Source organism: Amycolatopsis sp. CFH S0740, assembly GCF_004522315.1.
GTDB lineage: Bacteria > Actinomycetota > Actinomycetes > Mycobacteriales > Pseudonocardiaceae > Amycolatopsis > Amycolatopsis nivea.
Genome location: NZ_SDLS01000010.1, coordinates 74622 through 95778 on the forward strand (window position 1 = coordinate 74622; position 21157 = coordinate 95778).

The window sequence follows — 21157 nt, forward strand, 5'->3', positions numbered from 1 at the left end:
AGAGGTTCCTGAGTCGAACCTGTGTTTCGTAGATGAGTATGCCGCGAGGTCCGGTCAGCCTGCCGAACGAAGCCGTTCCGCGATCTGTTCCGGGGTGGCGTCGTTGATCCAGACCGCCATGCCCGACTCGGATCCGGCCAGGTACTTCAGCTTGTCCTTGGCCCGCAGCACGGAGAACAGCTCCAGGTGCAGCCACGACAGCTCCCGGTCCCGCCGCACCGGAGCCTGGTGCCAGCCCGCGATGTAGGGCAGCGGCCGGTCGTACAGCGCGTCGCACCGGCGCAGGACGTCCAGGTACACGCGGGAAAAGTCGTCGCGCTCGGCGTCGGTGAGCGACGGGAGGTCCGGCGTCTGCCGGTGCGGCACGATCTGGATGTGCACCGGCCAGCGCGCGGCAGGCGGCACGAAAGCCGTCCAGTGCTCGCCGGTCGCGATCACGCGCTCGCCCGATTTCCGTTCCGCGGCCAGCACGTCGCCGAGCACCGAGCCGCCGTGTTCGCGTGCGACCGCCAGCATCCGCTCGGTCTTCGGCGTGACGAACGGGTAGCCGTAGATCTGGCCGTGCGGATGCGAGAGCGTGACGCCGATTTCCTCGCCGCGGTTCTCGAACGGGAAGACCTGTTCCACGCCAGGCGTCGCCGCGAGCGCAGCGGTGCGGTCGGCCCAGGCGTCCACCACGAGGCGCACCTGTTCCGGGATCAGCCGGGAGAACGCGCCGTCGTGGTCGCTGGTGAAGCACACGACCTCGCAGCGGCCGAGGCCCGGCGCGGTCGGGACGAGGCCCAAGCCGTCCACAGTGGACGGTTCGCCGGTCGCCTGCTGCGAGAACGACGGGAACCGGTTCTCGAAGACGACCACGTCGTAGTCGGCTTCGGGGATTTCGCTCGGTTTGCCCGGCCGGGTCGGGCAGAGCGGGCAAAGGTCGGCGGGCGGCTTGTACGTGCGCGTCTGGCGGTGCGCCGCCATCGCGACCCACTCGCCGGTCAGCGGGTCGCGGCGGATCTCCGAGGCCGCCGCGACCGGCGGCAGGTCCCGGGTGTCCTCGGCGAGCCGTTCGCGGTCGTCGGTGTGGTCGAAATAGATGATCTCCCGGCCGTCGGCCAGGTACCGCACAGTGCGTTTCACGCTTCTTCTGCCTCGAGGTTCTCCGCCGTTTCGGCGATCATGAGTTCTCCGACCCGCTCCGCGAGGTCTTCCCGCGCGCGGTCGTCCAGTCCGTCGTCGGTCACCACGACCTGTGCTTCTTCCAGGTCCGCGATCGTGGAAATGCCGACGGTGCCCCACTTTGTGTGGTCGGCGAGCACCACCAGCCGCCGTCCGGCCTCCACCAGCGCGCGGTCGGTTTCGCTCTCGGTGAGGTTCGGGGTGGTGAACCCGGGCCCCACCGCCATGCCGTGCACGCCGAGGAACACCAGGTCGAGGTGCAGTGTCCGCAGGCTCTGCACGGCGACCGGTCCGACCAGCGCGTCCGAGGGGGTGCGCACTCCGCCGGTGAGGACCACCGTGCGGTCCGGCTGTCCCGCGTTGCGCAGCACATCGGCGACCTGGATCGAGTTGGTGACGATGGTGAGGCCCTCGACGCCGTCGAGCGCGTGCGCGAGCGTCCAGGTGGTGGTGCCCGCGGACAGGCCGATCGCGGTGCCCGGCTTGACGAGGGTGGCCGCCAGTTCGGCGATGGCTTCCTTCTGTGCGCGCTGGCGCACCGATTTCGCCTCGAACCCCGGTTCGTCGGTGCTCTTGCCGACCAGCGACGTCGCGCCGCCATAGACCTTCTCGACCAGGCCGCGGCCCGCGAGCACGTCGAGGTCTCGGCGGACCGTCATGTCGGAGACGCCGAGCCTCGCGACGAGGTCACTGACCCGGACCGCACCGGTCCGGCGTGCTTCCTCGAGGATCACCGCCTGTCGCTGCCGCGCGAGCACCGCCACTCCCCAAGCACACCCATCAACTGCACAAAATCCTACACGATTCAACATCAGGTGTGCGCGACGTGCAGATCAAGCGTCCCCCTGCCGGGCGACAGCCATGCGTGGCGGACCGCTCAGGCGACGGGCGCCCCTGGTAGCCGGATGGTGAGCAGAGCGCCGCCTTCCGGTGCCCGGTTGGCGTAAACCGTGCCGCCGTGCCGTTCGGCGGCGTGCTTCACGATCGCCAGCCCGAGGCCGGATCCGGGCAGGGTGCGCGCCTCCGAAGAGCGGTAGAAACGGTCGAACACCTTGGGCAGGTCTTCCTCGGCGATGCCCGGTCCGGAGTCCGCGACCTCGACCACCGCGGTGCCGTCGCCGAGCGGACGCAGCGTGACCCGCACCCGCGAACCCTGCGGCGAGAACTTCACCGCATTGTCCAGCAGGTTCAGCACCGCCCGCTCGAGCGAGCTGTTGTCGCCGGTGAGCACCCACGGCTGCAGCGCGACCTCGAACTCGATCTCGCCCGCCCGCCGGCGCGCCCGGTCGAGTGCGCGCTCGACCACGTCCATCAGGTCGACGCGTTCGGCCTGCTCGCGCGGTTCGTCCTGCCGCGCCAGCTCCACCAGGTCGCCAATGAGCTGGGTCAGCTCGTCGAGCTGGCCGCGAATGTCGGCCTCGATGTCGGCACGGTCCTCGTCCGGCAGCGACGGCGCGCCCGGGCGGCTGGCCGACAGCAGCAGTTCCAGGTTGGTGCGCATGGAAGTCAGCGGGGTTCGCAGCTCGTGCCCGGCATCGGCGACCAGCTGCCGCTGCCGTTCCTGCGAGTCCGCGACCGTGCCGAGCATGATGTTGAAGCTGTGCGTGAGCCGGGCGAGCTCGTCATCGCCGCTCACCGGGATCGGGCGCAGGTCGCCGGTCGCGGCTACCCGTTCGGCAGCTGAGGTCAGCCGGTCGACGGGGCGCAATCCGGCGCGCGCGACGGCTGTGCCCGCGCCCGCGGCCACCACGATCCCGGCACCGCCGACGAGGAACAGCACCACGGACAGCTGGTTTAGCGCGCGCATCGTCGGAGCCATCGACTGAGCCAGCACGATCGCCTGCCCGTGCCCGAGCGGCACCGCGACCACGCGCATGCCGGTGGCCGCGTCGGTGCGCAGCGACTGCGGAAGCACGCCGGTCGCGACGCGCATCTCGGACGGGCCGACGGGCGGCCGCGTGCCCGGCTGCGGATAAATCAGGTCGCCGGTGAGGCCGTTGAGCTGGCCGATCTGCAGGTCAGCGCTGGCCAGCAAGGCTCCCGGGACCTCGCGCAACTGGTCGGTCGGCACCTGGGGCGAGTTCGCCGCGGCTTGTGCGCGGGCCAGCAGGTTGTCGTCGAGCTGAGTGAGGAGGTTGTTGCGCACTACGAGGTACGCGCACAGGGACACGAGCGCCACCGCACCCGCCACGCACGCCGCGGCCAGCAGCGTGACGCGGCCGCGCAGCGAGAACCGCCGGGTGGTCCACCGGGTGCCCCGCGGATCCGGGACCTCCCCCTCCGGCGCGGCGTGCGCGCCCGCCGGGTAGTCGGTCACGGCGGGGTCTCGCGCAGGACGTACCCCACTCCACGCACCGTGTGGATCAGCCTCGGTTCGTTGTCCGCTTCCGTCTTGCGGCGCAAATAGCCGACGTAGACCTCCAGCGCGTTGCCCGACGTCGGGAAGTCGTAACCCCATACTTCCTCCAGGATCCTTCCGCGGGTCAGCACGTGCTTGGGGTACGAGAGGAACAGCTCGAGCAGCGCGAACTCGGTGCGGGTGAGACTGATCTCGCGACCGCCGCGGCGGACCTCGCGAGTGCCGGGGTCCAGCGTGAGGTCGGCGAACGACAGCACCTCCGACGTCTCGCCTTGCTGAGCGTCCGGCGCGGCGCGGCGCAGCAAGGCGCGCAAACGGGCGAGCAGCTCCTCCAGGGCGAACGGCTTGGGCAGGTAGTCGTCGGCACCGGCGTCGAGGCCGGAGACCCGGTCGGAGACGGTGTCGCGGGCGGTCAGCACGAGAATCGGCAGGTCGTCGCCGGTGCTGCGGAGCCGGCGGGCCACTTCGAGCCCGTCGAGGCGCGGCATCATCACGTCGAGAACCATCGCGTCCGGACGGTTGGCGAGGATCGTCTCCAACGCCTGCGCACCATCGCTCGCGAGCTCCACGGTGTAGCCGTTGAACTCCAAAGACCGCCTGAGCGATTCACGGACGGCACGGTCGTCGTCCACTACGAGGATGCGCATGCCGTCAGTCTTACGCAGAGTGCTGAGACCCGCCTAAGAACACACGCAGAACACACAAAGAGCATTTCCGGACGACCGCGGACAGGGCGGCACATTCGCACTGGCCGCGCCGGGGGTCGCGGACGCGGAAATCACAACGAGCGCTCTTCCGGCGGCCGGGCGACCGGGGCGTTCCAGTGTCGCCAGAGAGCGAGCACGCGGATCGCGACCACGACCACCGCCGAGACGGTCGTGACCGCGCCGGCCGGGAGGTGCAGCGCGTGCCCCGCCCAGACGCACACCGCGCCGGTCAGCGCGGCCATCGCGTAGATCTCCTTGCGCAGCACGAGCGGGATCTCCCGTAGCAGCAGGTCGCGGACCGCGCCGCCACCGATGCCGCTGGTCATGCCGATCAAGCACGCGGCGTACCCGGTCGCGCCCGCGTTCAGCGCCAGCGTCGTCCCGGCCGTGGCGAACACTCCGAGCCCGACCGCGTCCGCGAGCAGCACGGCGTGGCGCAGCCGGGCGACCTGCGGGTGGAAGGCGAACACCACCAGCGCCGTCACCGCGCAGACGGCCAGGTACGGCCAGTTGCGCAGGGACGTCGGAGGATGGATGCCGAGGAGCACGTCGCGGATGATGCCGCCGCCGAGTGCCGTGGTCAGGCCGACCACGACGACCCCGAACACGTCCAGCCGCGCCCGGACCGCGGCCAGCGCCCCGGACGCCGCGAACGCCACCAGCCCGAGGAACTCGAGCGCGGTCAGCAGCATGTGCTGGTTCTACTGGTCGAGAAGCCCGCCGCGGTAGGCCAGGAGCGCGGCCTGCACCCGGTTGGCCGCGCCGATCTTCGACAGCACCGCCGAGACGTACCCCTTCACCGTCGCCTCGGACAGGTGCAGCCGCCCGCCGATCTCGGCGTTCGACAGGCCCTGCCCGATCAGCGCGACGACCTCGCGTTCGCGTTCGGACAGCGAGGCCAGGAGCTTGCGCGCCGGCTGCGCGGCCCGCTGCTCGTCGCGGTGGCTCTGCACCATGCGCACGGCCACGCCCGGATCGAGGACGGCACCGCCCTTGGCCAGGTCGCGCACGGCCCGCAGCAGCGCCGCCGGGTCGATGTCCTTCAGCAGGAAGCCGTTGGCGCCGAGCCGCAGCGCGAGGCTGACGTACTCGTCGATGTCGAAGGTGGTGAGCATGGCGACGGTCGGCGGATCGGGCAGCGCGAGAATGGCCCGGAGCGCGCGAATGCCGTCGTCAGGGGCGCGCATCTTGATGTCGAGCAGCGCGACGTCAGGGTGATAGCGACGGGCGACCTCGACCGCCGATCTGCCGTCGCTCGCCTCGCCCACGATCTCGATGTCCGACGCCCCGGACATCATGGCGCGCAGCCCCGACCGAACTAGTTCCTCGTCGTCGGCGAACATGAGCTTGATCAACGAAGCCCTCCGGCAAACCGTGGGTTGGAGGCGGCTCCCCGCACCCGTTACGGAAGATTACCTACTGTTGTTCACGGTTTCGAAACCAGACACGACCAGGTGACGCGGCTGGTCCACCGGAGCGGCCGAGAACAGCAGTCGACCCGGTTGCTGGTCACCCACTTGAGTGACTTCTTCGGATGGGCGCCGCCGAGTTGCGTAACCGATCCAGATGGAGCGGATGTTCATCGGCTGGTTCGGGAGGCTTGCTGCCTGGAGTCCTCGCGAAAAAGGTGACCGCCGGGCGCGCCGCCACTGCTACGGTCGCGGCGATGTTCCAGTTCATCGTTCTCTTCAGCTGACGGTCCTGCGACCCGCCCCTCGCAGATCCAGCACCGGCCCGGGCGGGTCTCAACGCGCCGTTTTCGGCGCAGGACCCCGTCAGCCGCGCGCCTCGACTCGCGCTGTGCCCTGGAGAACGACGTGTCACCTGAACACCCTTCCTACTGGACCGCGCTGCGCCAGCCCCACGTGGTGCGCTCCTTCCTGCCGAGCATCCTTGGCCGATCGTCGTTGGCGATGTCCGGGCTCGCGCTCGTATTCCTCCTCGAATCCAGCAGCGGGTCGTTCGCCGCCGCCGGAGCCGTCACGGCCACGCTGGGAATCGCCAACGTCGTCGCGACACCCTGGCGAGCGCGCGCCGTCGACCGATTCGGCCAGGCAACCGTCTTGTCCACGCTGGGCGCGGTCCACACGATGGCGCTCGTGGTGTTCGCCGTGGATCCGGGCGCGCCCTTGCCTTTCTTGCTGGGTCTTGGCACCGTCGCCGGGTTGTCGCTCCCGCCGTTCGGATCGACGATGCGTGTGGTGTGGTCGGCGGCGCTCGCCAGCGGACCGCTGCGCACTCGAGGACTGAGCCTGGACGCGGTCGCCGAAGAACTGATTTTCGCAGTCGGGCCGTTGACTTCCGCGATCCTCACCGCGCTCGCGGATCCGGCGCTGGCGCTTTACGTCTCGGCCGGCCTCGTCGCCACGGGCAGCGGCCTTTTCGTGCTCAGCCCGCTGTCCCGGCAACAGCGCGGGCACCGCACCAAACGAACCGCGGAAGCACCGAAACCGTTGCGGTCGCCCGGATTTCTGCCGGTGGTGGTCGCCATCATGGCTCCGGGAATCATCCTCGGCGCGGTCGAGATCGTGGCACCGGCCATGGGCGCGGCCGAGGGTTCCGCAGTTCTGCCCGGCGTCGTCCTGGCCCTGTTCGCTGGGGCCAGCGCGCTCGGCGGCTTGCTGTACGGCCGCCTCAATCCGCGAATGTCGGTCGAACGACAACTGCTCGTTCTCGGCGCAGCGCTGATCGGCGTCAGCGCGACCGCTGGGCTCATCGGGTCCACGCCAGTGCTGGTCGTCGGCATCGGCATAGCGGGCGGCTTCATCGCACCGCTGCTCATCGTCGGCTACCTCGCGGCTGATGCGCGCACTGATCCCACCGTGCGGACCGAGGCGAGCAGCTGGATCAACACCGCGGTCAACCTCGGTGCCGCTGCCGGCTCGGGTCTCCTCGGCGCGATGGCGGAATCCGCGGCACCCGGCACCGCCCTCGCGATCTGCACCGCGGCGGCAGCGGTCGTCTTGCTCGTCAGCGCGCCACGACGCCGTCGCGCAGTGCCGTGAACAGCTGATCGAGACGGACGCGGTGGTTCTTCGCCACCGCGCGGTCTGGCTGGCCCTCGATACGGCGGCGGACGGTTTCTACGAGCACCGTGCTGTAGCCAGCGATAAAGAAGGCCGCGAGCAAAAACTCGTCGCCGTCGAAGGCGGGGTCTTGGGCTAGCTCCTCGGCTAGGACGGACTGGAGTTCGGAACCGATGGATCGCGCGCGGGCGATCAGCGCGGGGGAACCAGCGACCGTCCGGAAAAACGGTACGGAATTGGCGCTGATCCCGGACAGCGGCGCACGGTCGTCGCACAGGCGGAAGCACAGGCCCTGCAAGGAGGTCAGGATATCGGCGTCCGGCGCGCGGTCTCGGACTGCCGCGCGCAGCAGATCCACGGCGTCGGCCGCTCGGTCCAGGAAAAGGTCTTCCTTTCGCGCGAAGTGGTTGAAGACCGTCACGCTGGAAACCCCGGCCTCCCGCGCGATCTCGGCAACGGTCACGGCTTCGTACCCGCGCTCCACGAACAGCCGGTTCGCGACCGCCAGGATCCGGGCGCGCGTCTGCGGGCCCCCGCGTTCGCTGGTCCTGGGCATCCGGAACCACTTCCTTGTGTCACTAAATTTAGTTAGTTAAGATACTACCAGGCAGAGGGGAGCCCAGTCATGACCGAGCGCGCATTTCCCGCGCCGTCGACGATCAGCGAGCAAGCACGGTCTTGGCTCGATCTCGACGCCGGCGAGTTGACCTATCCGGCTGCCGACGACACGGATGGCTGGCTCGCGATGGCGGCTCGGGCGAATCAGTCGACAGCCCAGCGGTTTCCGGTCACTGGACTGCCGGTGCACGTCGAGGACTTCGAGGTCGACGGAGCCGCCGGGTACGCCGCGCGGCCGCTTGGGGTCGATGACGACGCCGTCTTCCTGTGGATGCATCCCGGCGGACTCCTGGTCGGCGGCGGGGACGCGTGCCGGGCGACAACGGCCAGGACCGCCTTGTCGACCGGCATGCTCGTGTGGGGCGTGGACTACCGACTGCCGCCGCTCTATCCGTATCCGGCGGCGCTGAATGATGCGATGTCCGTGTACCAGCACGCGCTGCGGGAGCGTGATCCGTCGCGGGTGTTCGTCGGCGGCGATTCCGCGGGAGGGAACATCGCGGCCGCGCTTTTGTTGTGCGCCAAGGACGCCGGGGTGCCGATGCCGGCCGCGCTGGTGCTCAACACGCCGCAAGTCGACCTGACCGAATCCGGCGACACCTTCCAGACACTGGACGGCGTCGACAACATCCTCCGCAGTCTGGCTCCCACGAACGCCCTCTACGCAGCGGGTGCCGACCTGCGGGATCCGTACCTGTCCCCGATCTTCGGTGACGTTTCCGGCTTCCCGCCCACCTTCCTCCGGAGCGGTACCCGCGATCTGTTCCTGTCGAACACGGTCCGGATGCATCGGAAATTGCGCGCCGCCGGCGTGGCAGCCGAACTGCACGTGTTCGAGGCGATGCCGCATGGCGGGTTCGGCGGCGACAGCCCGGAGGACTTGGACGCGGCGGCGGAGCAGCGGCGGTTTCTCGCTCGGAGTTGAGAGAACTTTTTTGCCGCAATACTTTCGAGATCCGATGCCGTCAGGTTATCGCCGGATAGCGAGCCAGTCTTGGACGCCGGGTCCGCACGCAGGCAAAACTCGAGGCATGACCACCGCTATCCATCGCCCTCTTCCCGGCTCCGATACCCGTCGAGCAGCAGCTTCGTAGTCAGCTCGATGTGATCCCGCAGGGCTTCGACCGTGCCCGCGACGTCTCGTTCGATCGCGCGTTCGCAGATCAGCCGGTGTTCCGCCGCGACGTCGCGGTGGTTGTCCTCGCTCGAGGCGCGGGCCCAGCATCGGTAGACCTCGGCCGATTCGCGCAGCTGGGTCGCCACCGTGCGCAGGTGCTGGTTCGGGCAGCCCTCCAGCAGGACCTGGTGGAACCGGGCGTGCGCGGACAGCCAGCGCTCGTTGATCGCGTCTGATTCGTCGGCGAACGTGGTGCGGGCGAGATTGTGGTGCACCGCGAGCAGGTCGGATTCCCATTCGATGCTGCCGTGCGCGAGGGATTCGCGGACCACGTGCGTTTCGACGACCACGCGCGCTTCGGTGAGGTCTTGCAGGGTGTCCGGGGAGACGTCGATGACCCGGAACCCTTGCTGTGGCGCGAAAGTCGCGAGCCCTTGGCCGACCAGCCGGGGCAGCGCTTCACGCAGGACGCCGCTGCTGGCGTCGTAGTCCCCTTTGAGCGCTTCGACGCGCAGCCGGGTTCCGGGCGCGTGCCGGCCGTTGAGGATGTCGGCGCGAAGACGCAGGTAGACGTCCTCGACGCGGGTCGTGCTTCGAGCGCCAGTCATGTCGCAGATCGTACCTGGTTCCGCATACTCGCCAGAATCTCGAGATTTAGTTGACTTATCGAGATTCGGCGGTGTTCACTGGCCGGGAAGCAGCGGAAGGACGCGGAGAATGCAAACGACGACACGGGCCGGCCGGATGTGCCTGGTGCTCAATGACAGGGCGATCGACGTCGAAGGGGCGAGCGGCGGGCGGTTCCCGGCCGATCCGCTCGCGGTTTTCGAGCGCTGGAGCGAGTTCGCGGAGTGGGGGCGGACGACGACCGACGGGCCGGCCGCGCCCGAGGGTCTCGCGGGGAGTCCTTCGCCGAAGCCGCGGCAGATCTTCGCCATCGGGCTGAATTACCGCGAGCACGCGCAGGAAGCCGGGCTCGAGCTTCCGGAGTCGCCGGCCACTTTCACGAAGTTCGCCACGTCCCTCACCGGGCCGGACACGGAGCTGAAGCTGCTGAGCGAGTTCGTCGACTGGGAAGCGGAACTCGTGGTCGTGATCGGCCGCCGGGCGGAGAAAACCGCGGCCGAGGACGCCTGGCTGCATGTGGCGGGATTGACCGTGGGACAGGACTTTTCCGAGCGAGTCGTCCAGGCGGCGGGGCCGGTGCCGCAGTTCTCGCTCGGCAAGTCGTTCCCGGGGTTCGCCCCCACCGGGCCGGTGCTGGTGACCGCGGACGAGTTCGCCGACCCCGACGACCTCGCGATCGAGTGCCTGGTCAACGGCGAGAGCGTGCAGAAGGCGCGCACGTCGTCAATGGTCTTCTCGGTCGCCGAGCTGATCGCGCGGCTCTCGGCGGTGTGCCCGCTCCTTCCCGGCGACCTGATCTTCACCGGCACGCCCTCGGGGGTCGGGCATTCGCGGTCCCCGCGGCGCTACCTGCGGCCGGGCGACGAGGTCGTCACCCAGATCGAGGGCATCGGACAGCTCCGGCAGACCTGCGTCGCCGGGTGAAGGGAGCGATTCCATGGCACTGCACAGATTGAAGTCGCTGACCGTCGGAGTGCCCGACGTCGCGGGCACCTCCGGCTACTACGCCGACTTCGGGCTCACGCAGCTCGCACCGGGCAGGTTCGCCACGGTCGAGGGCGGCGAGCAGTTCGTGCTCGCGCACTCGCGGGTCCGCCGCCTGCTGGGTTTGACCGTCGCGGTCGACGACGCCGACGACCTCGGCCGGATCGCCGCGAACCTCGACCGGCTGGGCGTTCCGGTGCGGCGCGAGGCCGACACGCTGCACGCCCGGGAGCCGATCGCGGACATCGCCGTCGAAGCGGTCGTCGCGCCGCGGCTGGTCCGCGCACCGGTCGCGGCGACTCCGTACAACGGGCCTGGCCGGTTGGACCGCGCCAATACCCGCGCGCCCGTGCTCTCCCGGACCGGGCCGGTGCGGCCGCTCGCGCTGGGGCACGTCGTGATCGGGACGGTCGAGCAGGAATCGACCCAGCGGTTCTTCACCGACGGCATCGGGTTCAAGGTCAGCGACGTGGTTCCGGGCCGGGCGGCGTTCCTGCGGTGCTCCACCGATCACCACAATCTGCTGGTGCAGCAGGCTCCGCTCAATTTCCTGCACCACACGTCCTGGCAGGTGTCCGATGTGGACGAAGTCGGCCGCGGAGCGATGGGCATGCTCGCCGAGCATCCGGAACGGCACGTCTGGGGTCTCGGCCGCCACCACATCGGGTCGAATTTCTTCTGGTATCTCAAGGATCCCGCCGGGAACTTCGCCGAGTACTACTCCGACATGGACGCCATCGTCGACGACCAGCTCTGGACGCCGCGGTCGTTCGAGGGCATGCGGTCGCTCTACGAATGGGGTCCGCCGCCCCCGCCGTCGTTCATCAACCCGGAGGACCTGGCGGCGCACATGACCGGCGCGCACGCCGAAGGCAGCTGAGCGGAAAGGCTATCATCTTGCGTTACATCGCCATGGAAGAAGCGTTCGCGCTTCCCGAACTGCAGGCCGGATACCCAGCGCCCAAAACGGAAACCGCCGCGCGGTGGGTCGAGGACTGGGGGAAACGGTTGTGCGACTACACGACATACCGGCTGCCGGAAATGGACGCGAACGGCATCGACGTTCAGGTGCTTTCCCTGACCGCACCCGGTATTCAAGGGCTGACCGATGCCGACCAGGCGGTCAAGGATGCTCGGATCGCCAATGACCATCTAGCCGAAGTAATTGCCGCGCATCCGGATCGGTTCCGCGGCCTGGCCGCGTTGCCGCTCCAGAGTCCGGAGGCGGCGGTGACGGAACTTCACCGCGCCGTCGGTGAACTCGGGCTCAGCGGGGCTCTCGTCAACGACCACACCAACGGCACCTACCTCGACGACCCGCGCTACGAACCGGTGTGGTCCGCCCTCGAAGAACTGAACGTGCCGCTTTACCTTCACCCGGGCGCTCCCCCAGCCGAACCCTGGAACGTACTCGACGGACGTCCCGAACTGCGCGGTCCATTGTGGAGCTGGGCGGCCGAGACGAGCGGACACGCGCTCCGGCTGGTTTTCGGCGGCGTCTTCGACCGGCATCCGGGGGCCACTCTCATCCTCGGTCACCTGGGCGAGTTCCTGCCGTTTCAGCTCGCGCGTCTCGATTCGCGCTACGATCGGCAGGAACTCCGGACTCTCGCGCGGAAACCGTCGGAATACTTCGGCGACAACATCCTGATCACCACCAGCGGGGTTTGTTCCCCGGCCGCGCTCGCCGGGGCGGTACTGGCCGTCGGAGCGGACGCGATCATGTTCGCCGTCGACTATCCCTTCGAAGACACTGCAGAGGCCGTCCAGTTCCTCGAGCAGGCACCGATCAGCAACCGCGACCGGGAGAAGATCAGCCACGGCAACGCCGAACGGGTGCTACACCTTTCCACGGACAAGGCGAGCACATGAAGATGCCGTGGCGAGCCATCGCGATCGGGCTGGCCGTCATGACGCTGGAGGGGTACGACCTCGTCGCTTTCGGCGCGACGACGCCCCTGCTGCTCCGCCACCAGCCGTGGCAGCTTTCCCTTCCCGAGCTGGGCACGTTGGGCAGCCTCACGCCGGTGGGCATGCTTTTCGGCGCACTGCTGGTCGGGCCGCTCACCGATCGGCACGGGCGCCGCCGGACGACCCTGCTCAGCATCGCGATCGTCTCGCTGGGCATGTTCGCTTGTGCGTTCGCGCCCAATCCGGAATTGTTCGGTGCCAGCAGGCTCCTCGTCGGATTGGGAGTCGGCGCGGTCTACCCCGCGATGGGCCCGCTGATCTTCGAACTCGCGCCGCCGAAACGGAAGAACCTCAGTTCGGCAATCGTCCAATGTGGAGTTACCATAGGCGGTTCGCTGGCCGCGGTCGTGGCCGCGGCGTTCCTGAGCGGAGACAACTTCCGGCCCGAGTACCTCGTCGGCGGCGCGGTCGGGTTGCTGCTGGTGCCGATGACGTACCGGTGGCTTCCCGAATCACCGGTATACCGGCGAGAGCCGACCGGAGCACGCGGCCTGCGCGTCGTGTTGCGCCCGCCGTATACCGGAACGACCGTGCTGTTCTGCGCCATGGTGATCTGTTCGTTCTTGCTCATTTTCGGGATCAACACCTGGCTGCCGCAATTGATGCAGACCGCGCGGTATCCACTGGATTCCTCGCTGATGTTCCTGACCCTGGTCAATGTCGGCGCGACGGTCGGCGGTCTCGCGATCGCGGCGCTCGCCGACCGGGCGGGATCGCGAATCCCCATCATCGCGTGCTTTGTCGTCGCCGCAGGAGCAATGGCTGCCTTGAGCGTTCGGTCGCCATTGCCGGTGCTGTCAGTGATCGTGCTGATCGGCGGCGCGGGCGCGTTCGGCGTGCAGGGGCTGATCAATGTGTACGTCGCCCGCACTTATCCAGCGCACGCCCGGGCCAGCGCGATCGGCGTCGCGCTGGGAATCGGCCGGATCGGCGCGATCGCCGGGCCGGTGCTCGGCGGATGGGTCCTTGCCGCCGGGTTCGCTCCACAGTGGAATTTCCTGCTTTTCGCGGTGCCGGCGATCCTCGGGGCGATCCTCACCGTCGTCCTCGGAAGTTTGCGCCGCACCGCCGAAACCCCCGCGTCGCGACCGGTCGAAGAACCGGCTTGAACGAAGGAACAGTCATGGACACGTACGACATCGCGGTCGTGGGCTGCGGTCCGGTCGGCCTGACCCTCGCGCGGCTGCTCAGCGCGAAAGGACTGCGGGTCGCCGCGATCGATCCGAACCGGATCGTCTGCCACCATCCGCGGGCGACTCATCTCGACGACGAATCGATGCGCACGCTGCAAACGCTGGGCGCGGCCGATCTGGAGAAGCGGTTCCTGCGGCAGACCGGATGGACGCTGCAACTGCCGGACGGCACGCCATTCCTCGAATTCGCCCACGCCCGGGAAGAATCCGGACAGGGCTGGCGCACAGATTACCAGTTCCACCAACCGGATTTCGAATCCCGGCTGCGCGGTCTGCTCGCGAACGACCCGAACGTCGACCTGTGGTTCGGCTGGCCCGTCACCGAAATCACCCAGGACGCCGACGCCGTCCACCTCACCGTGACCGGCCGGGGCCAGGTCAGGACGCTGACCGCGGCGTACGCCGCCGGCACGGACGGGGCGAATTCGTTCGTCCGGCGGCTGATGGACGCCGAGGTCGAAGATCTCGAGGGAACGCAACGTTCGCTCATCGTCGACATCCATCCGTTCCAGCACCCGCCGGCACTGCCCCAGGAATCCGGATTCATTCTGTGCCAGGGACAACGGCCGATCACCTACGTGCCGATCTTTCCCCCGATGCTGCGGTTCGAATTCATGCTCCTCGACGGAGACGACGCCGCCGCGCTCGAACGTCCGCAGGCGGTGTACGACGCGCTCAGCCGCTGGGTCGAACCGGGCAGCTACCGCATCATGCGCGCCGACACTTACGAATGGCACGCGCGGCTCGTGCACGGCTGGCGTTCCGGCAGGCTGCTCCTCGCCGGCGACGCCGCGCACGAAATGCCGCCGATGCTCGGGCAGGGCATGTGTTCCGGACTCCGCGACGCGGCGAATCTCGCCTGGAAACTCGCCGCCGTCGTCCAGGGCGGCAGCCCCGACAGCCTGCTCGACACCTACGAGAGCGAGCGCGCCCCGCACGTTCGCCCTTACATCGCCGAGTCCGCCCGGCAGGCCAACCTCATCGAGTCCTTCGGCGTCGGCGACACCCATCCGGAACTGACGGAGCCGCAGACTCTCGAACCGCTCCGGCCGCCGCTCGGCCCAGGCCTGAGCACCTCGGTCAGCCGGCTCAGCCCGCAGCCGCGGGCCGCGGACGGCACGCGGCTCGACGACGTCACCGGATACAACTTCGTCGTCGTCGGCAAACAGGCCGTCTCGGCGGAGATCGCGGAACTGTGGCGGAACCTCGACGTCGCGGTGGTCGCTGATGGCGGCCTGGCGGTCGAGGAATGGTTGGCCGCGAATTCGGCCACCGCGGCCATTATCCGCCCGGACCGGTACGTGTTCGCCTTCACCGCCGACACAGCGGAACTGGAGACGGCGACGAAGGAACTCGCGCGACGGATGGAGGTGCGCGTATGAAGCCTTACGGCACCGGGATGATCTGGGGCGAAGGACCCCGCTGGCATCAGGGCGCGCTGTGGCTGTCGGACACCCAGGGCAGTCGACTGTGGACGGATCACGGCGGGACCTGGAGCGCCACCAAGCTGGACTCACCGGCGAACGGACTGTGGTTCTTGCCCGACGGCAGGCTGGTCGCGGCCATGATGCACGAGAAACGCATCGGCGTCTGGGCGGACGGGCAGTTCTCCACCTACGCGGATCTCAGCGCCGTGGCTGGTCCGCTCGGCGATCTCGTCGGTGACGAGCAGGGCAATCTGTACGTCGACGACGTCGGGTTCGTCCCTGGTGAACCGCCGCGACCAGGCCGTTTGGTGCGGGTCGGCGTCGATGGCTCAGCCACTGCCGCTGCCGAGAACCTCGACTTCCCCAACGGTCTCGCCTTCATCGACGGCGGGCGCACCCTGGTCGTCGCCGAGACCGCGGCGCAACGGCTGACGGCCTTCACCGTCGGCCCGGACGGCACGCTGACCGACCGGCGGCTTTACGCGGACCTCGCCCGCTTGGTCGGCCCCGACGCTCGTCCCGACGGAATCTGGCCTGTGCCGGACGGGATCTGGGTGGCGACGACGACTGGACACGCAGTCGTGCTGGTCCGGGACAACACAGTGCGCGAGACGATCAAGACCGGCACCGCGTTCCCGATCGCGTGCTGCACCGATGGCGGAAACCGGCTGTTCGTCACCCTCGCCGACACCGGCGGACGGCCGCTGTTCGAGGCCCTCGCCGCCAAGGATGTGCGGACCACGGTCGCGGAATGGGAGCTCGAATGACCGCGCGGATTACCGATTTCGCCCGGTACGCGTCGGCCCGCACCGGACGCGACCTGACCGGCGGATACCGGACGTTGTGGGAATGGTCGGTGCAGGATCTCGACGGGTTCTGGTCCGCGGTGTGGGACTACTTCGGGCTGCCGGCGCGTCCGGAGGGACAACCGGCGCTGGCGACTGAGGCGATGCCGGGCAGCGTTTGGTTCCCGGGGAGCACGTTGAACTATGCGGCCGAGGTCTTCCGGGATCGCGACGAGGACGCCACTGCGGTGATCGCCGTGGCCGAGGACGGGGCACCGGTCGAGCTGAGCTGGGGTGAGCTGCGCCGTCAAGTCGGCTCGGTCGCGGCGGCGCTGACTGAATGGGGAGTATCGCCGGGCGACCGGGTGGTGGGCTACCTGCCCAATTCGGTCGAGGCGATCGTGGCGTTCCTGGCGACCGCGAGCCTCGGGGCGCTCTGGGCCGGATGCGGGTTGGACTACGTCGGATCGGCCGCGCTCGCGCGGTTCGCGCAGCTATCGCCGACCGTGTTGATCACCGCGACCCAATCCCGGCACGGTGGCCGCGTCGTCGAACGCAGCGCCGACGTGGCGGCCTTGCGCGCCGGACTGTCCACTTTGGTCGCGACTGTAGTGATCGACGACGCGGTGCCCGGCGCGATCCCCTGGTCGTCAATCGTCAATGGCGACGCTGTCTTTGCACCCGTGCCCGTTCCGTTCGAGCACCCGCTGTGGGTTCTCTTTTCCTCCGGGACCACCGGCCGTCCTAAAGGGATAGTGCACGGACACGGCGGCGTAGTCCTCGAGCAGCTGAAACATTCCGCCTTCCACCAGAACCTGCGGCCTGGCGACCGGATCCTCTGGTACACGACGCCGAGCTGGATGCTGTGGAACTCACTCGTCGGCGCGCTCCTCACCGGAGCGACCGCGGTGTGCTACGACGGCAGCCCGACGTTCGGTCGCCCGGACGCATTGTGGCAGCTGGCCGCTCGACTGCAGGTCACCACGCTCGGCACCAGTCCCGGTTACCTCGCGTCGTGCCGCAAGGCCGGGGTCCGGCTCGGTGACCATGACCTGCGCGCGCTGGTACGACTCGGCGTCACTGGCTCGACGTTCCCGGCTGACCTGCACCGCTGGGTCGAGGGTGAACTCGGGCCGCGAGTGCAGGTGGTTTCCAGCAGCGGCGGGACGGACGTCGTCACCGCCTTCGCGAGCGCGGCGCCCACCACGCCGGTGTGGGCGGGCGAGTTGTCCGCCCCTTGCCTCGGTGTCGCGCTCGATTCGCTGGGGAACAACGGGGAATCCGTGCGCAACACGGTCGGCGAGCTGGTCGTGCGGCGGCCGATGCCGTCCATGCCGGTGGGGTTCTGGAACGACCCCGATGGCAGCCGGTACCGAGCCGCGTACTTCGACACGTTTCCGGGGCTGTGGCGGCACGGCGATTGGACGACCATCACCGACCGCGGTTCGGTGATCATCCACGGCCGTTCGGACGCGACGCTCAATCGGCACGGCGTGCGCATGGGCAGCAGCGATATTTACGGGCCGGTCGAGGAACTTCCGGAGGTCGCGGAGGCGCTGGTTGTCGGCGTTGAGCTGGACGATGGCGGGTACTGGATGCCGTTGTTCGTCACGCTGACCGACGAGGCCCGTCTCGATGAAGCGCTGCGACACCGGATTCTCGCGGCCATTCGCCGAGGTGCTTCCGCGCGGCATGTTCCCGACGAGATCCTCGCGGCGCCAGGGATTCCGCATACTCGGACGGGGAAGAAGCTCGAGGTTCCGGTGAAGCGGTTGTTGCGCGGCGAAGAGCTGGACAGCGTGGTTGATCCTGGGAGCGTTGATCGGCCGGATCTTCTTGACTGGTATCGGCAGGTCGGCATGACTACGCGGGAAGGCTGAACGGGACCGGGGTGTGCTGCTCCCAGATCTTCCGTGAAGCTTCTTCCGGATAGGGAACGGTCTTCGACTCGACGTCCAGCACGCGGGTCAGCCGTTGACCGGGACGATAAGCGGCCCACCCCGGATCGCCAGTGGCTGCGAAGCTGACCCAAGCACGCCGAAGCTCCTCGGACGCCTGAAGCGTGGTGGCACCAGGCATCTCGCCGAAGACCTGGCGGCCGACCGGACTGTCCAGAGTTCCGAAGGCGAGACACACGTCGAGGCTGTGACACGCACCCAGACCGGGCGCGGACAGACACAGTTCGAACAGGTACGACCGGCCGCCAGCCAGAGCGTTGACTTCGGCCAACTGCTGGCTCGGCATCCGGAAAAGCGCGTCCGAGTAGACCGTCTCCATCAACTCCTCCGGGCTGGCGTCCGGGTAGCCAGCGCGGTAGCCGTCAGGCGACGGGGCAAAGAGGTCGAGCGCCCGTTGCGCGTCGTCGGAAGTGAACGTGCCGACTCGACCGGCCATCACGGAGAACAGGCGGAACTCGTCGCGGGTGTGGCCGACGAGGAGGTCGACGCCGTCCGAGAGGGCTGACCAGGGCGTCTGTGGCAGGGAATTCTCGTCCAGCACAGGACAAACTCCGGCCCCGATTTGCGCCATCGGCCCCCAGCGGTCGCGTTGGCCGGACAGGCTGGCGTTGAACGCGGTGAGCCTCTCTGCCAGCTGCCACGGGTCGACTTTTCGGAGGTCTTCCCCGTTCGCCAGCGCCGCGGTGACCTGCTTGGCGAGCGAAGGGAGGACGAAGGCACCGGGTACGGAATGCGCGATGGCGCGTTGGAACAGGCCTTGCGCCGTCACGAGCAAGGACGCGACCGACCCCGCTCCCGCGGACTGACCGGCGACGCACACTCGCGCGGGGTCGCCGCCGAAGCGGGAAATGTTGCGCTGCAACCATTCCAGAGCGGCGATCTGGTCGAGGAACCCGCGGTTGGCCGGCGCGCCGTCGATGAGCGCGAACCCTTCGACGCCGACCCGATAGTTCACGCTCACCACGACCAACCCGGCCGCGCACAGCAGCGTCGGGTCGTAGCTCGGGTCACTGCTCACCGAGATGACGTAACCGCCGCCCGGTAACCAAACCAGCACGGGCAGTCCTGCCGCACCCGGGTCGGGCGTTGCGACGTTGAGGGTGAGCCAGTCCGTTTCGTGCGCCGACTCCACCTGGACCGGCCCGGATTGCGGAGGCAGTGGACCAAACTCGGTCGCCTGTCGCGTGCCCTCCCAGGGCGAGACCGGGACCGGCGCGGCGAACCGGAGATCGCCCACCGGCGGCTGGGCGTACGGGATCCCACGGAACTCCGCCATCCCCGCTCGCCAGCGGCCCGCCACGGCCCCCTCGACCGTCCGGACCACTGGCTGCGTCTTGTCGTCCATTCTCGTTCCCCCTCCGGTTTCAAGTCAAGTGTATTATGTCACTTGTATTGGAACGAGGGAAAGGGCTGCCGTGCCGAAGAAGGTCGACCACCGCGAGCGCCGGGAAGCGATCGCGCGCGCGTTGTGGCGAGTCGTGGCGCAGCAAGGCTGGAACCGCGCGACCATGCGCGAGGTCGCCCGGGAGGCGGACGCGTCGCTCGGACAGGTTCAGCACTACTTCTCGACCCGGACGGCGATGCTCACGTTCGCGATGGAGTTCGCCGCGGAGCAGACGTCGCACCGGGTCGCCGAGGGACTCGTCGACGTCACACATCCCCGCGAGGTGCTGCGGGTGACGCTCACCGAGATGCTGCCGCTGCACCCCGACGCCCGCGCCACCAGCCGGATGAGCGCCGCGTACGTCCTCGAAGCACTGCACGACCCCGAGTTGCACGCGAAGCTGCGCGACGACTTGCGCGAGAAACGAGCACTCGTCGAACAGATGATCCGGCAAGCCATCGCGGACGGGCACATCGCCGACGACCGGGACCCGGCTGTCGAGACGAACCTTGTCCTTGCGCTGACTGGATTAACGCCGCTGCTTGAACTGGACGTGATCGATCCTCGTGCCGCACGCGTGGCGATCGATCGGTATCTGGATCAGCTTTTCGTTTAACCCGCGCCGGTCAAGCAGTGCTGCACGAGCGGGCCACTCGAACGCGGCCGGCTACGGCCGAATCGTTTGCAGCGCTTCCCCGTTCTCGGCGATGAACCAGAACGACCATCCGTTGCGGTTGTTGTGCACATTGGGGTTGAGTGCTTGGACAACCCCCATCGCGGCACCGCTCGGGCTCTTGTACGAGCACCCGGCGAGCACGCCGCTCGTAATGTCGACTCGCTTAGTAGCTTTGTGGTAGAGCGCCTCGATGCGCTCGCCTCCGTAGTCGGCGTAGATGGACACGCCGTCATCAGCAGGTTCCTGCCCAGCGGCGGCGGGCGTTCCGACCTCACGGACGAAATGGTCGAGCAGACGTCGCACCGCCTCACCGCCTGAGACCTGCCACGCACGTGCGAGCAGCATGACTCGGTCGTAGTCGCTGTCCACAAGGTCCAGTTTTTTCAATTCTCATTCCTCTCTGGTTGCTGAGAAGATAGTAGTATGCTCTACTAGGTTGCGCAAGCGGCGACAGTCCGAAGCCGCTGTCCGATGAGTGAAGGGCTCCTACCCCATGACCAAGCCTCGTGCGACGTCGTCCCGCCAGCGGACTCTGCTTGTCCTGGTCGCAGTGCTCACTGGAGTGATCGCCTGCCTGGTGGCCGGAATCGTGGCGGCCGCAGTGGGCACCCGAACGGAAGTCGTGCTGGCCGCTGGGGCAGGCGCTTTTGTGGTGACCGTCAAGCTCGTGCTCCACATCCTGAAGGAGCTCCGGCAGCTGTGAGCAATCATTGATGCGCACCGCGAAGAGAATGGACCTCACAGCAGAGAAGCGGCCGCTCTCATCCGACTGGAAGCGAGGGCTTTTCGCGAGCCAGAGGGCACGCCAATCACCATGTTTTGTGCCCCCCGGCAGGATTCGAACCTGCGACACCGGCTGTCGCAGAATCACGCCCATGTTAGCTCCATTTGTGTTTTGTCGTAACGGAATCTGTCCCGCAGAGTCTCAGTCGGACATCGTTGTATCGAGTTGAATTCTGATGGTTTACTGACACTAATGGCCCCTCGACTCGCCGATCTTCGGCTCGGCGTCGAGCAACGTCTCCAGCAGAGCCGCGGCCCGCTCGTTCGTCACCTGCATGCGCCAGTAGCGCTTCTCGACCATCTCCTTGGTGTTGCCCAGCTGGCTGGCCGCCTCCTCGACCCGGCCGCCCTGATCGGCCATGTGCGTACCGACGGTGG

At 68.2% G+C, this 21157-nt stretch carries 22 protein-coding genes; 11 read left to right on the forward strand and 11 right to left on the reverse strand.

The window, feature by feature from the left end; all coding sequences use genetic code 11:
* Positions 1 to 54 precede the first annotated feature (54 nt).
* From galT to EIZ45_RS18945, 6 genes are all read right to left on the reverse strand, one after another.
* A complete protein-coding gene (galT, locus tag EIZ45_RS18920) occupies positions 55 to 1125 on the reverse strand; it encodes a galactose-1-phosphate uridylyltransferase (RefSeq protein WP_037811124.1) in 1071 nt (356 codons plus the stop codon).
* Positions 1122 to 1922, reverse strand: a complete 801-nt coding sequence (locus tag EIZ45_RS18925) for a DeoR/GlpR family DNA-binding transcription regulator (protein ID WP_106961260.1) — start codon at positions 1920 to 1922, stop codon at positions 1122 to 1124. Before EIZ45_RS18925 ends, galT begins: the two co-directional genes overlap by 4 nt.
* Before the next feature lie 119 nt (positions 1923 to 2041).
* Entirely contained in the window at positions 2042 to 3481 is a 1440-nt protein-coding gene (locus tag EIZ45_RS18930) for a HAMP domain-containing sensor histidine kinase (RefSeq protein WP_134665169.1), read from the reverse strand.
* Positions 3478 to 4170, reverse strand: coding sequence for a response regulator transcription factor (locus EIZ45_RS18935; protein ID WP_037811118.1), 693 nt, complete (start codon positions 4168 to 4170; stop codon positions 3478 to 3480). Before EIZ45_RS18935 ends, EIZ45_RS18930 begins: the two co-directional genes overlap by 4 nt.
* Positions 4171 to 4301: 131 nt before the next feature.
* Entirely contained in the window at positions 4302 to 4922 is a 621-nt protein-coding gene (locus EIZ45_RS18940; RefSeq protein WP_134665171.1) for a trimeric intracellular cation channel family protein, read from the reverse strand.
* 9 nt (positions 4923 to 4931) lie between these two features.
* The gene (locus tag EIZ45_RS18945; RefSeq protein WP_009083595.1) at positions 4932 to 5585 is read right to left on the reverse strand and encodes a response regulator transcription factor; all 654 of its coding nucleotides are present in this window, start codon (positions 5583 to 5585) and stop codon (positions 4932 to 4934) included.
* A 462-nt stretch (positions 5586 to 6047) separates the two neighbouring features.
* Between EIZ45_RS18945 and EIZ45_RS18950 the strand changes: the two genes are divergently transcribed.
* Entirely contained in the window at positions 6048 to 7235 is a 1188-nt protein-coding gene (locus EIZ45_RS18950) for an MFS transporter (protein WP_205670054.1), read from the forward strand.
* Here the strand turns inward: EIZ45_RS18950 and EIZ45_RS18955 are convergent.
* Positions 7201 to 7812, reverse strand: coding sequence for a TetR/AcrR family transcriptional regulator (locus EIZ45_RS18955; protein WP_134665175.1), 612 nt, complete (start codon positions 7810 to 7812; stop codon positions 7201 to 7203). The two genes, EIZ45_RS18950 and EIZ45_RS18955, sit on opposite strands and share 35 nt — an antisense overlap.
* 69 nt (positions 7813 to 7881) lie before the next feature.
* Here EIZ45_RS18955 and EIZ45_RS18960 point away from each other — a divergent pair, with 69 nt between their 5' ends.
* Positions 7882 to 8799, forward strand: a complete 918-nt coding sequence (locus EIZ45_RS18960) for an alpha/beta hydrolase (protein WP_134665177.1) — start codon at positions 7882 to 7884, stop codon at positions 8797 to 8799.
* Between the two features lie 116 nt (positions 8800 to 8915).
* Here EIZ45_RS18960 and EIZ45_RS18965 read toward each other — a convergent pair whose 3' ends face one another.
* Positions 8916 to 9599: a GntR family transcriptional regulator gene (locus EIZ45_RS18965; protein ID WP_134665179.1), complete on the reverse strand. Its 684-nt coding sequence runs from the start codon at positions 9597 to 9599 to the stop codon at positions 8916 to 8918.
* Positions 9600 to 9708: 109 nt separating this feature from the next.
* Between EIZ45_RS18965 and EIZ45_RS18970 the strand changes: the two genes are divergently transcribed.
* From EIZ45_RS18970 to EIZ45_RS19000, 7 genes are read left to right on the forward strand one after another with little or no spacing between them, the layout of a single operon-like run.
* Positions 9709 to 10542: a fumarylacetoacetate hydrolase family protein gene (locus EIZ45_RS18970; RefSeq protein WP_134665181.1), complete on the forward strand. Its 834-nt coding sequence runs from the start codon at positions 9709 to 9711 to the stop codon at positions 10540 to 10542.
* 13 nt (positions 10543 to 10555) lie between these two features.
* Positions 10556 to 11482 carry a VOC family protein gene (locus EIZ45_RS18975; RefSeq protein ID WP_134665184.1) on the forward strand — a complete coding sequence of 309 codons (927 nt, stop codon included), beginning with the start codon at positions 10556 to 10558 and terminating at the stop codon, positions 11480 to 11482.
* Positions 11483 to 11499: 17 nt separating this feature from the next.
* Entirely contained in the window at positions 11500 to 12474 is a 975-nt protein-coding gene (locus EIZ45_RS18980) for an amidohydrolase family protein (protein ID WP_134665186.1), read from the forward strand.
* Positions 12471 to 13682 carry an aromatic acid/H+ symport family MFS transporter gene (locus EIZ45_RS18985; RefSeq protein ID WP_240690732.1) on the forward strand — a complete coding sequence of 404 codons (1212 nt, stop codon included), beginning with the start codon at positions 12471 to 12473 and terminating at the stop codon, positions 13680 to 13682. The genes EIZ45_RS18980 and EIZ45_RS18985 overlap by 4 nt, the downstream gene beginning before the upstream one ends.
* A 14-nt stretch (positions 13683 to 13696) precedes the next feature.
* Positions 13697 to 15148 (forward strand): bifunctional 3-(3-hydroxy-phenyl)propionate/3-hydroxycinnamic acid hydroxylase, encoded by a 1452-nt coding sequence (locus EIZ45_RS18990; protein WP_134665188.1) that lies wholly within the window; start codon positions 13697 to 13699, stop codon positions 15146 to 15148.
* Positions 15145 to 15960: an SMP-30/gluconolactonase/LRE family protein gene (locus EIZ45_RS18995; protein ID WP_167756491.1), complete on the forward strand. Its 816-nt coding sequence runs from the start codon at positions 15145 to 15147 to the stop codon at positions 15958 to 15960. The genes EIZ45_RS18990 and EIZ45_RS18995 overlap by 4 nt, the downstream gene beginning before the upstream one ends.
* On the forward strand, positions 15957 to 17858 hold the full coding sequence (locus EIZ45_RS19000; RefSeq protein ID WP_240690733.1) for an acetoacetate--CoA ligase: 1902 nt from the start codon (positions 15957 to 15959) through the stop codon (positions 17856 to 17858). Before EIZ45_RS18995 ends, EIZ45_RS19000 begins: the two co-directional genes overlap by 4 nt.
* Here the strand turns inward: EIZ45_RS19000 and EIZ45_RS19005 are convergent.
* Entirely contained in the window at positions 17842 to 19281 is a 1440-nt protein-coding gene (locus EIZ45_RS19005; RefSeq protein WP_134665194.1) for a carboxylesterase/lipase family protein, read from the reverse strand. The two genes, EIZ45_RS19000 and EIZ45_RS19005, sit on opposite strands and share 17 nt — an antisense overlap.
* 70 nt (positions 19282 to 19351) lie before the next feature.
* Between EIZ45_RS19005 and EIZ45_RS19010 the strand changes: the two genes are divergently transcribed.
* Positions 19352 to 19936: a TetR/AcrR family transcriptional regulator gene (locus tag EIZ45_RS19010; protein WP_134665196.1), complete on the forward strand. Its 585-nt coding sequence runs from the start codon at positions 19352 to 19354 to the stop codon at positions 19934 to 19936.
* A 51-nt stretch (positions 19937 to 19987) separates the two neighbouring features.
* On the opposite strand, the gene EIZ45_RS19015 is transcribed toward EIZ45_RS19010, so the two are convergent.
* Positions 19988 to 20383 (reverse strand): hypothetical protein, encoded by a 396-nt coding sequence (locus EIZ45_RS19015; RefSeq protein WP_051171969.1) that lies wholly within the window; start codon positions 20381 to 20383, stop codon positions 19988 to 19990.
* 106 nt (positions 20384 to 20489) lie between these two features.
* Here EIZ45_RS19015 and EIZ45_RS19020 point away from each other — a divergent pair, with 106 nt between their 5' ends.
* On the forward strand, positions 20490 to 20699 hold the full coding sequence (locus EIZ45_RS19020; protein ID WP_043830743.1) for a hypothetical protein: 210 nt from the start codon (positions 20490 to 20492) through the stop codon (positions 20697 to 20699).
* A 270-nt stretch (positions 20700 to 20969) separates the two neighbouring features.
* Here the strand turns inward: EIZ45_RS19020 and EIZ45_RS46135 are convergent, their stop codons facing one another.
* Positions 20970 to 21140, reverse strand: coding sequence for a hypothetical protein (locus tag EIZ45_RS46135; protein WP_158691397.1), 171 nt, complete (start codon positions 21138 to 21140; stop codon positions 20970 to 20972).
* Positions 21141 to 21157 lie beyond the last annotated feature (17 nt).

Excerpts from the sequence above, each read along its gene's own strand:
- EIZ45_RS18940 (WP_134665171.1), bottom strand. The coding sequence starts at position 4,922 with ATGCTGCTGACCGCGCTCGAGTTCCTCGGGCTGGTGGCGTTCGCGGCG.
- EIZ45_RS19005 (WP_134665194.1), bottom strand. The coding sequence starts at position 19,281 with ATGGACGACAAGACGCAGCCAGTGGTCCGGACGGTCGAGGGGGCCGTG.
- EIZ45_RS18990 (WP_134665188.1), top strand. The coding sequence starts at position 13,697 with ATGGACACGTACGACATCGCGGTCGTGGGCTGCGGTCCGGTCGGCCTG.
- EIZ45_RS19000 (WP_240690733.1), top strand. The coding sequence starts at position 15,957 with ATGACCGCGCGGATTACCGATTTCGCCCGGTACGCGTCGGCCCGCACC.
- EIZ45_RS18995 (WP_167756491.1), top strand. The coding sequence starts at position 15,145 with ATGAAGCCTTACGGCACCGGGATGATCTGGGGCGAAGGACCCCGCTGG.
- EIZ45_RS18955 (WP_134665175.1), bottom strand. The coding sequence starts at position 7,812 with ATGCCCAGGACCAGCGAACGCGGGGGCCCGCAGACGCGCGCCCGGATC.
- EIZ45_RS19020 (WP_043830743.1), top strand. The coding sequence starts at position 20,490 with ATGACCAAGCCTCGTGCGACGTCGTCCCGCCAGCGGACTCTGCTTGTC.
- EIZ45_RS18970 (WP_134665181.1), top strand. The coding sequence starts at position 9,709 with ATGCAAACGACGACACGGGCCGGCCGGATGTGCCTGGTGCTCAATGAC.
- EIZ45_RS18935 (WP_037811118.1), bottom strand. The coding sequence starts at position 4,170 with ATGCGCATCCTCGTAGTGGACGACGACCGTGCCGTCCGTGAATCGCTC.
- EIZ45_RS46135 (WP_158691397.1), bottom strand. The coding sequence starts at position 21,140 with ATGGCCGATCAGGGCGGCCGGGTCGAGGAGGCGGCCAGCCAGCTGGGC.
- EIZ45_RS18965 (WP_134665179.1), bottom strand. The coding sequence starts at position 9,599 with ATGACTGGCGCTCGAAGCACGACCCGCGTCGAGGACGTCTACCTGCGT.
- EIZ45_RS18975 (WP_134665184.1), top strand. The coding sequence starts at position 10,556 with ATGGCACTGCACAGATTGAAGTCGCTGACCGTCGGAGTGCCCGACGTC.
- EIZ45_RS18985 (WP_240690732.1), top strand. The coding sequence starts at position 12,471 with ATGAAGATGCCGTGGCGAGCCATCGCGATCGGGCTGGCCGTCATGACG.
- EIZ45_RS18960 (WP_134665177.1), top strand. The coding sequence starts at position 7,882 with ATGACCGAGCGCGCATTTCCCGCGCCGTCGACGATCAGCGAGCAAGCA.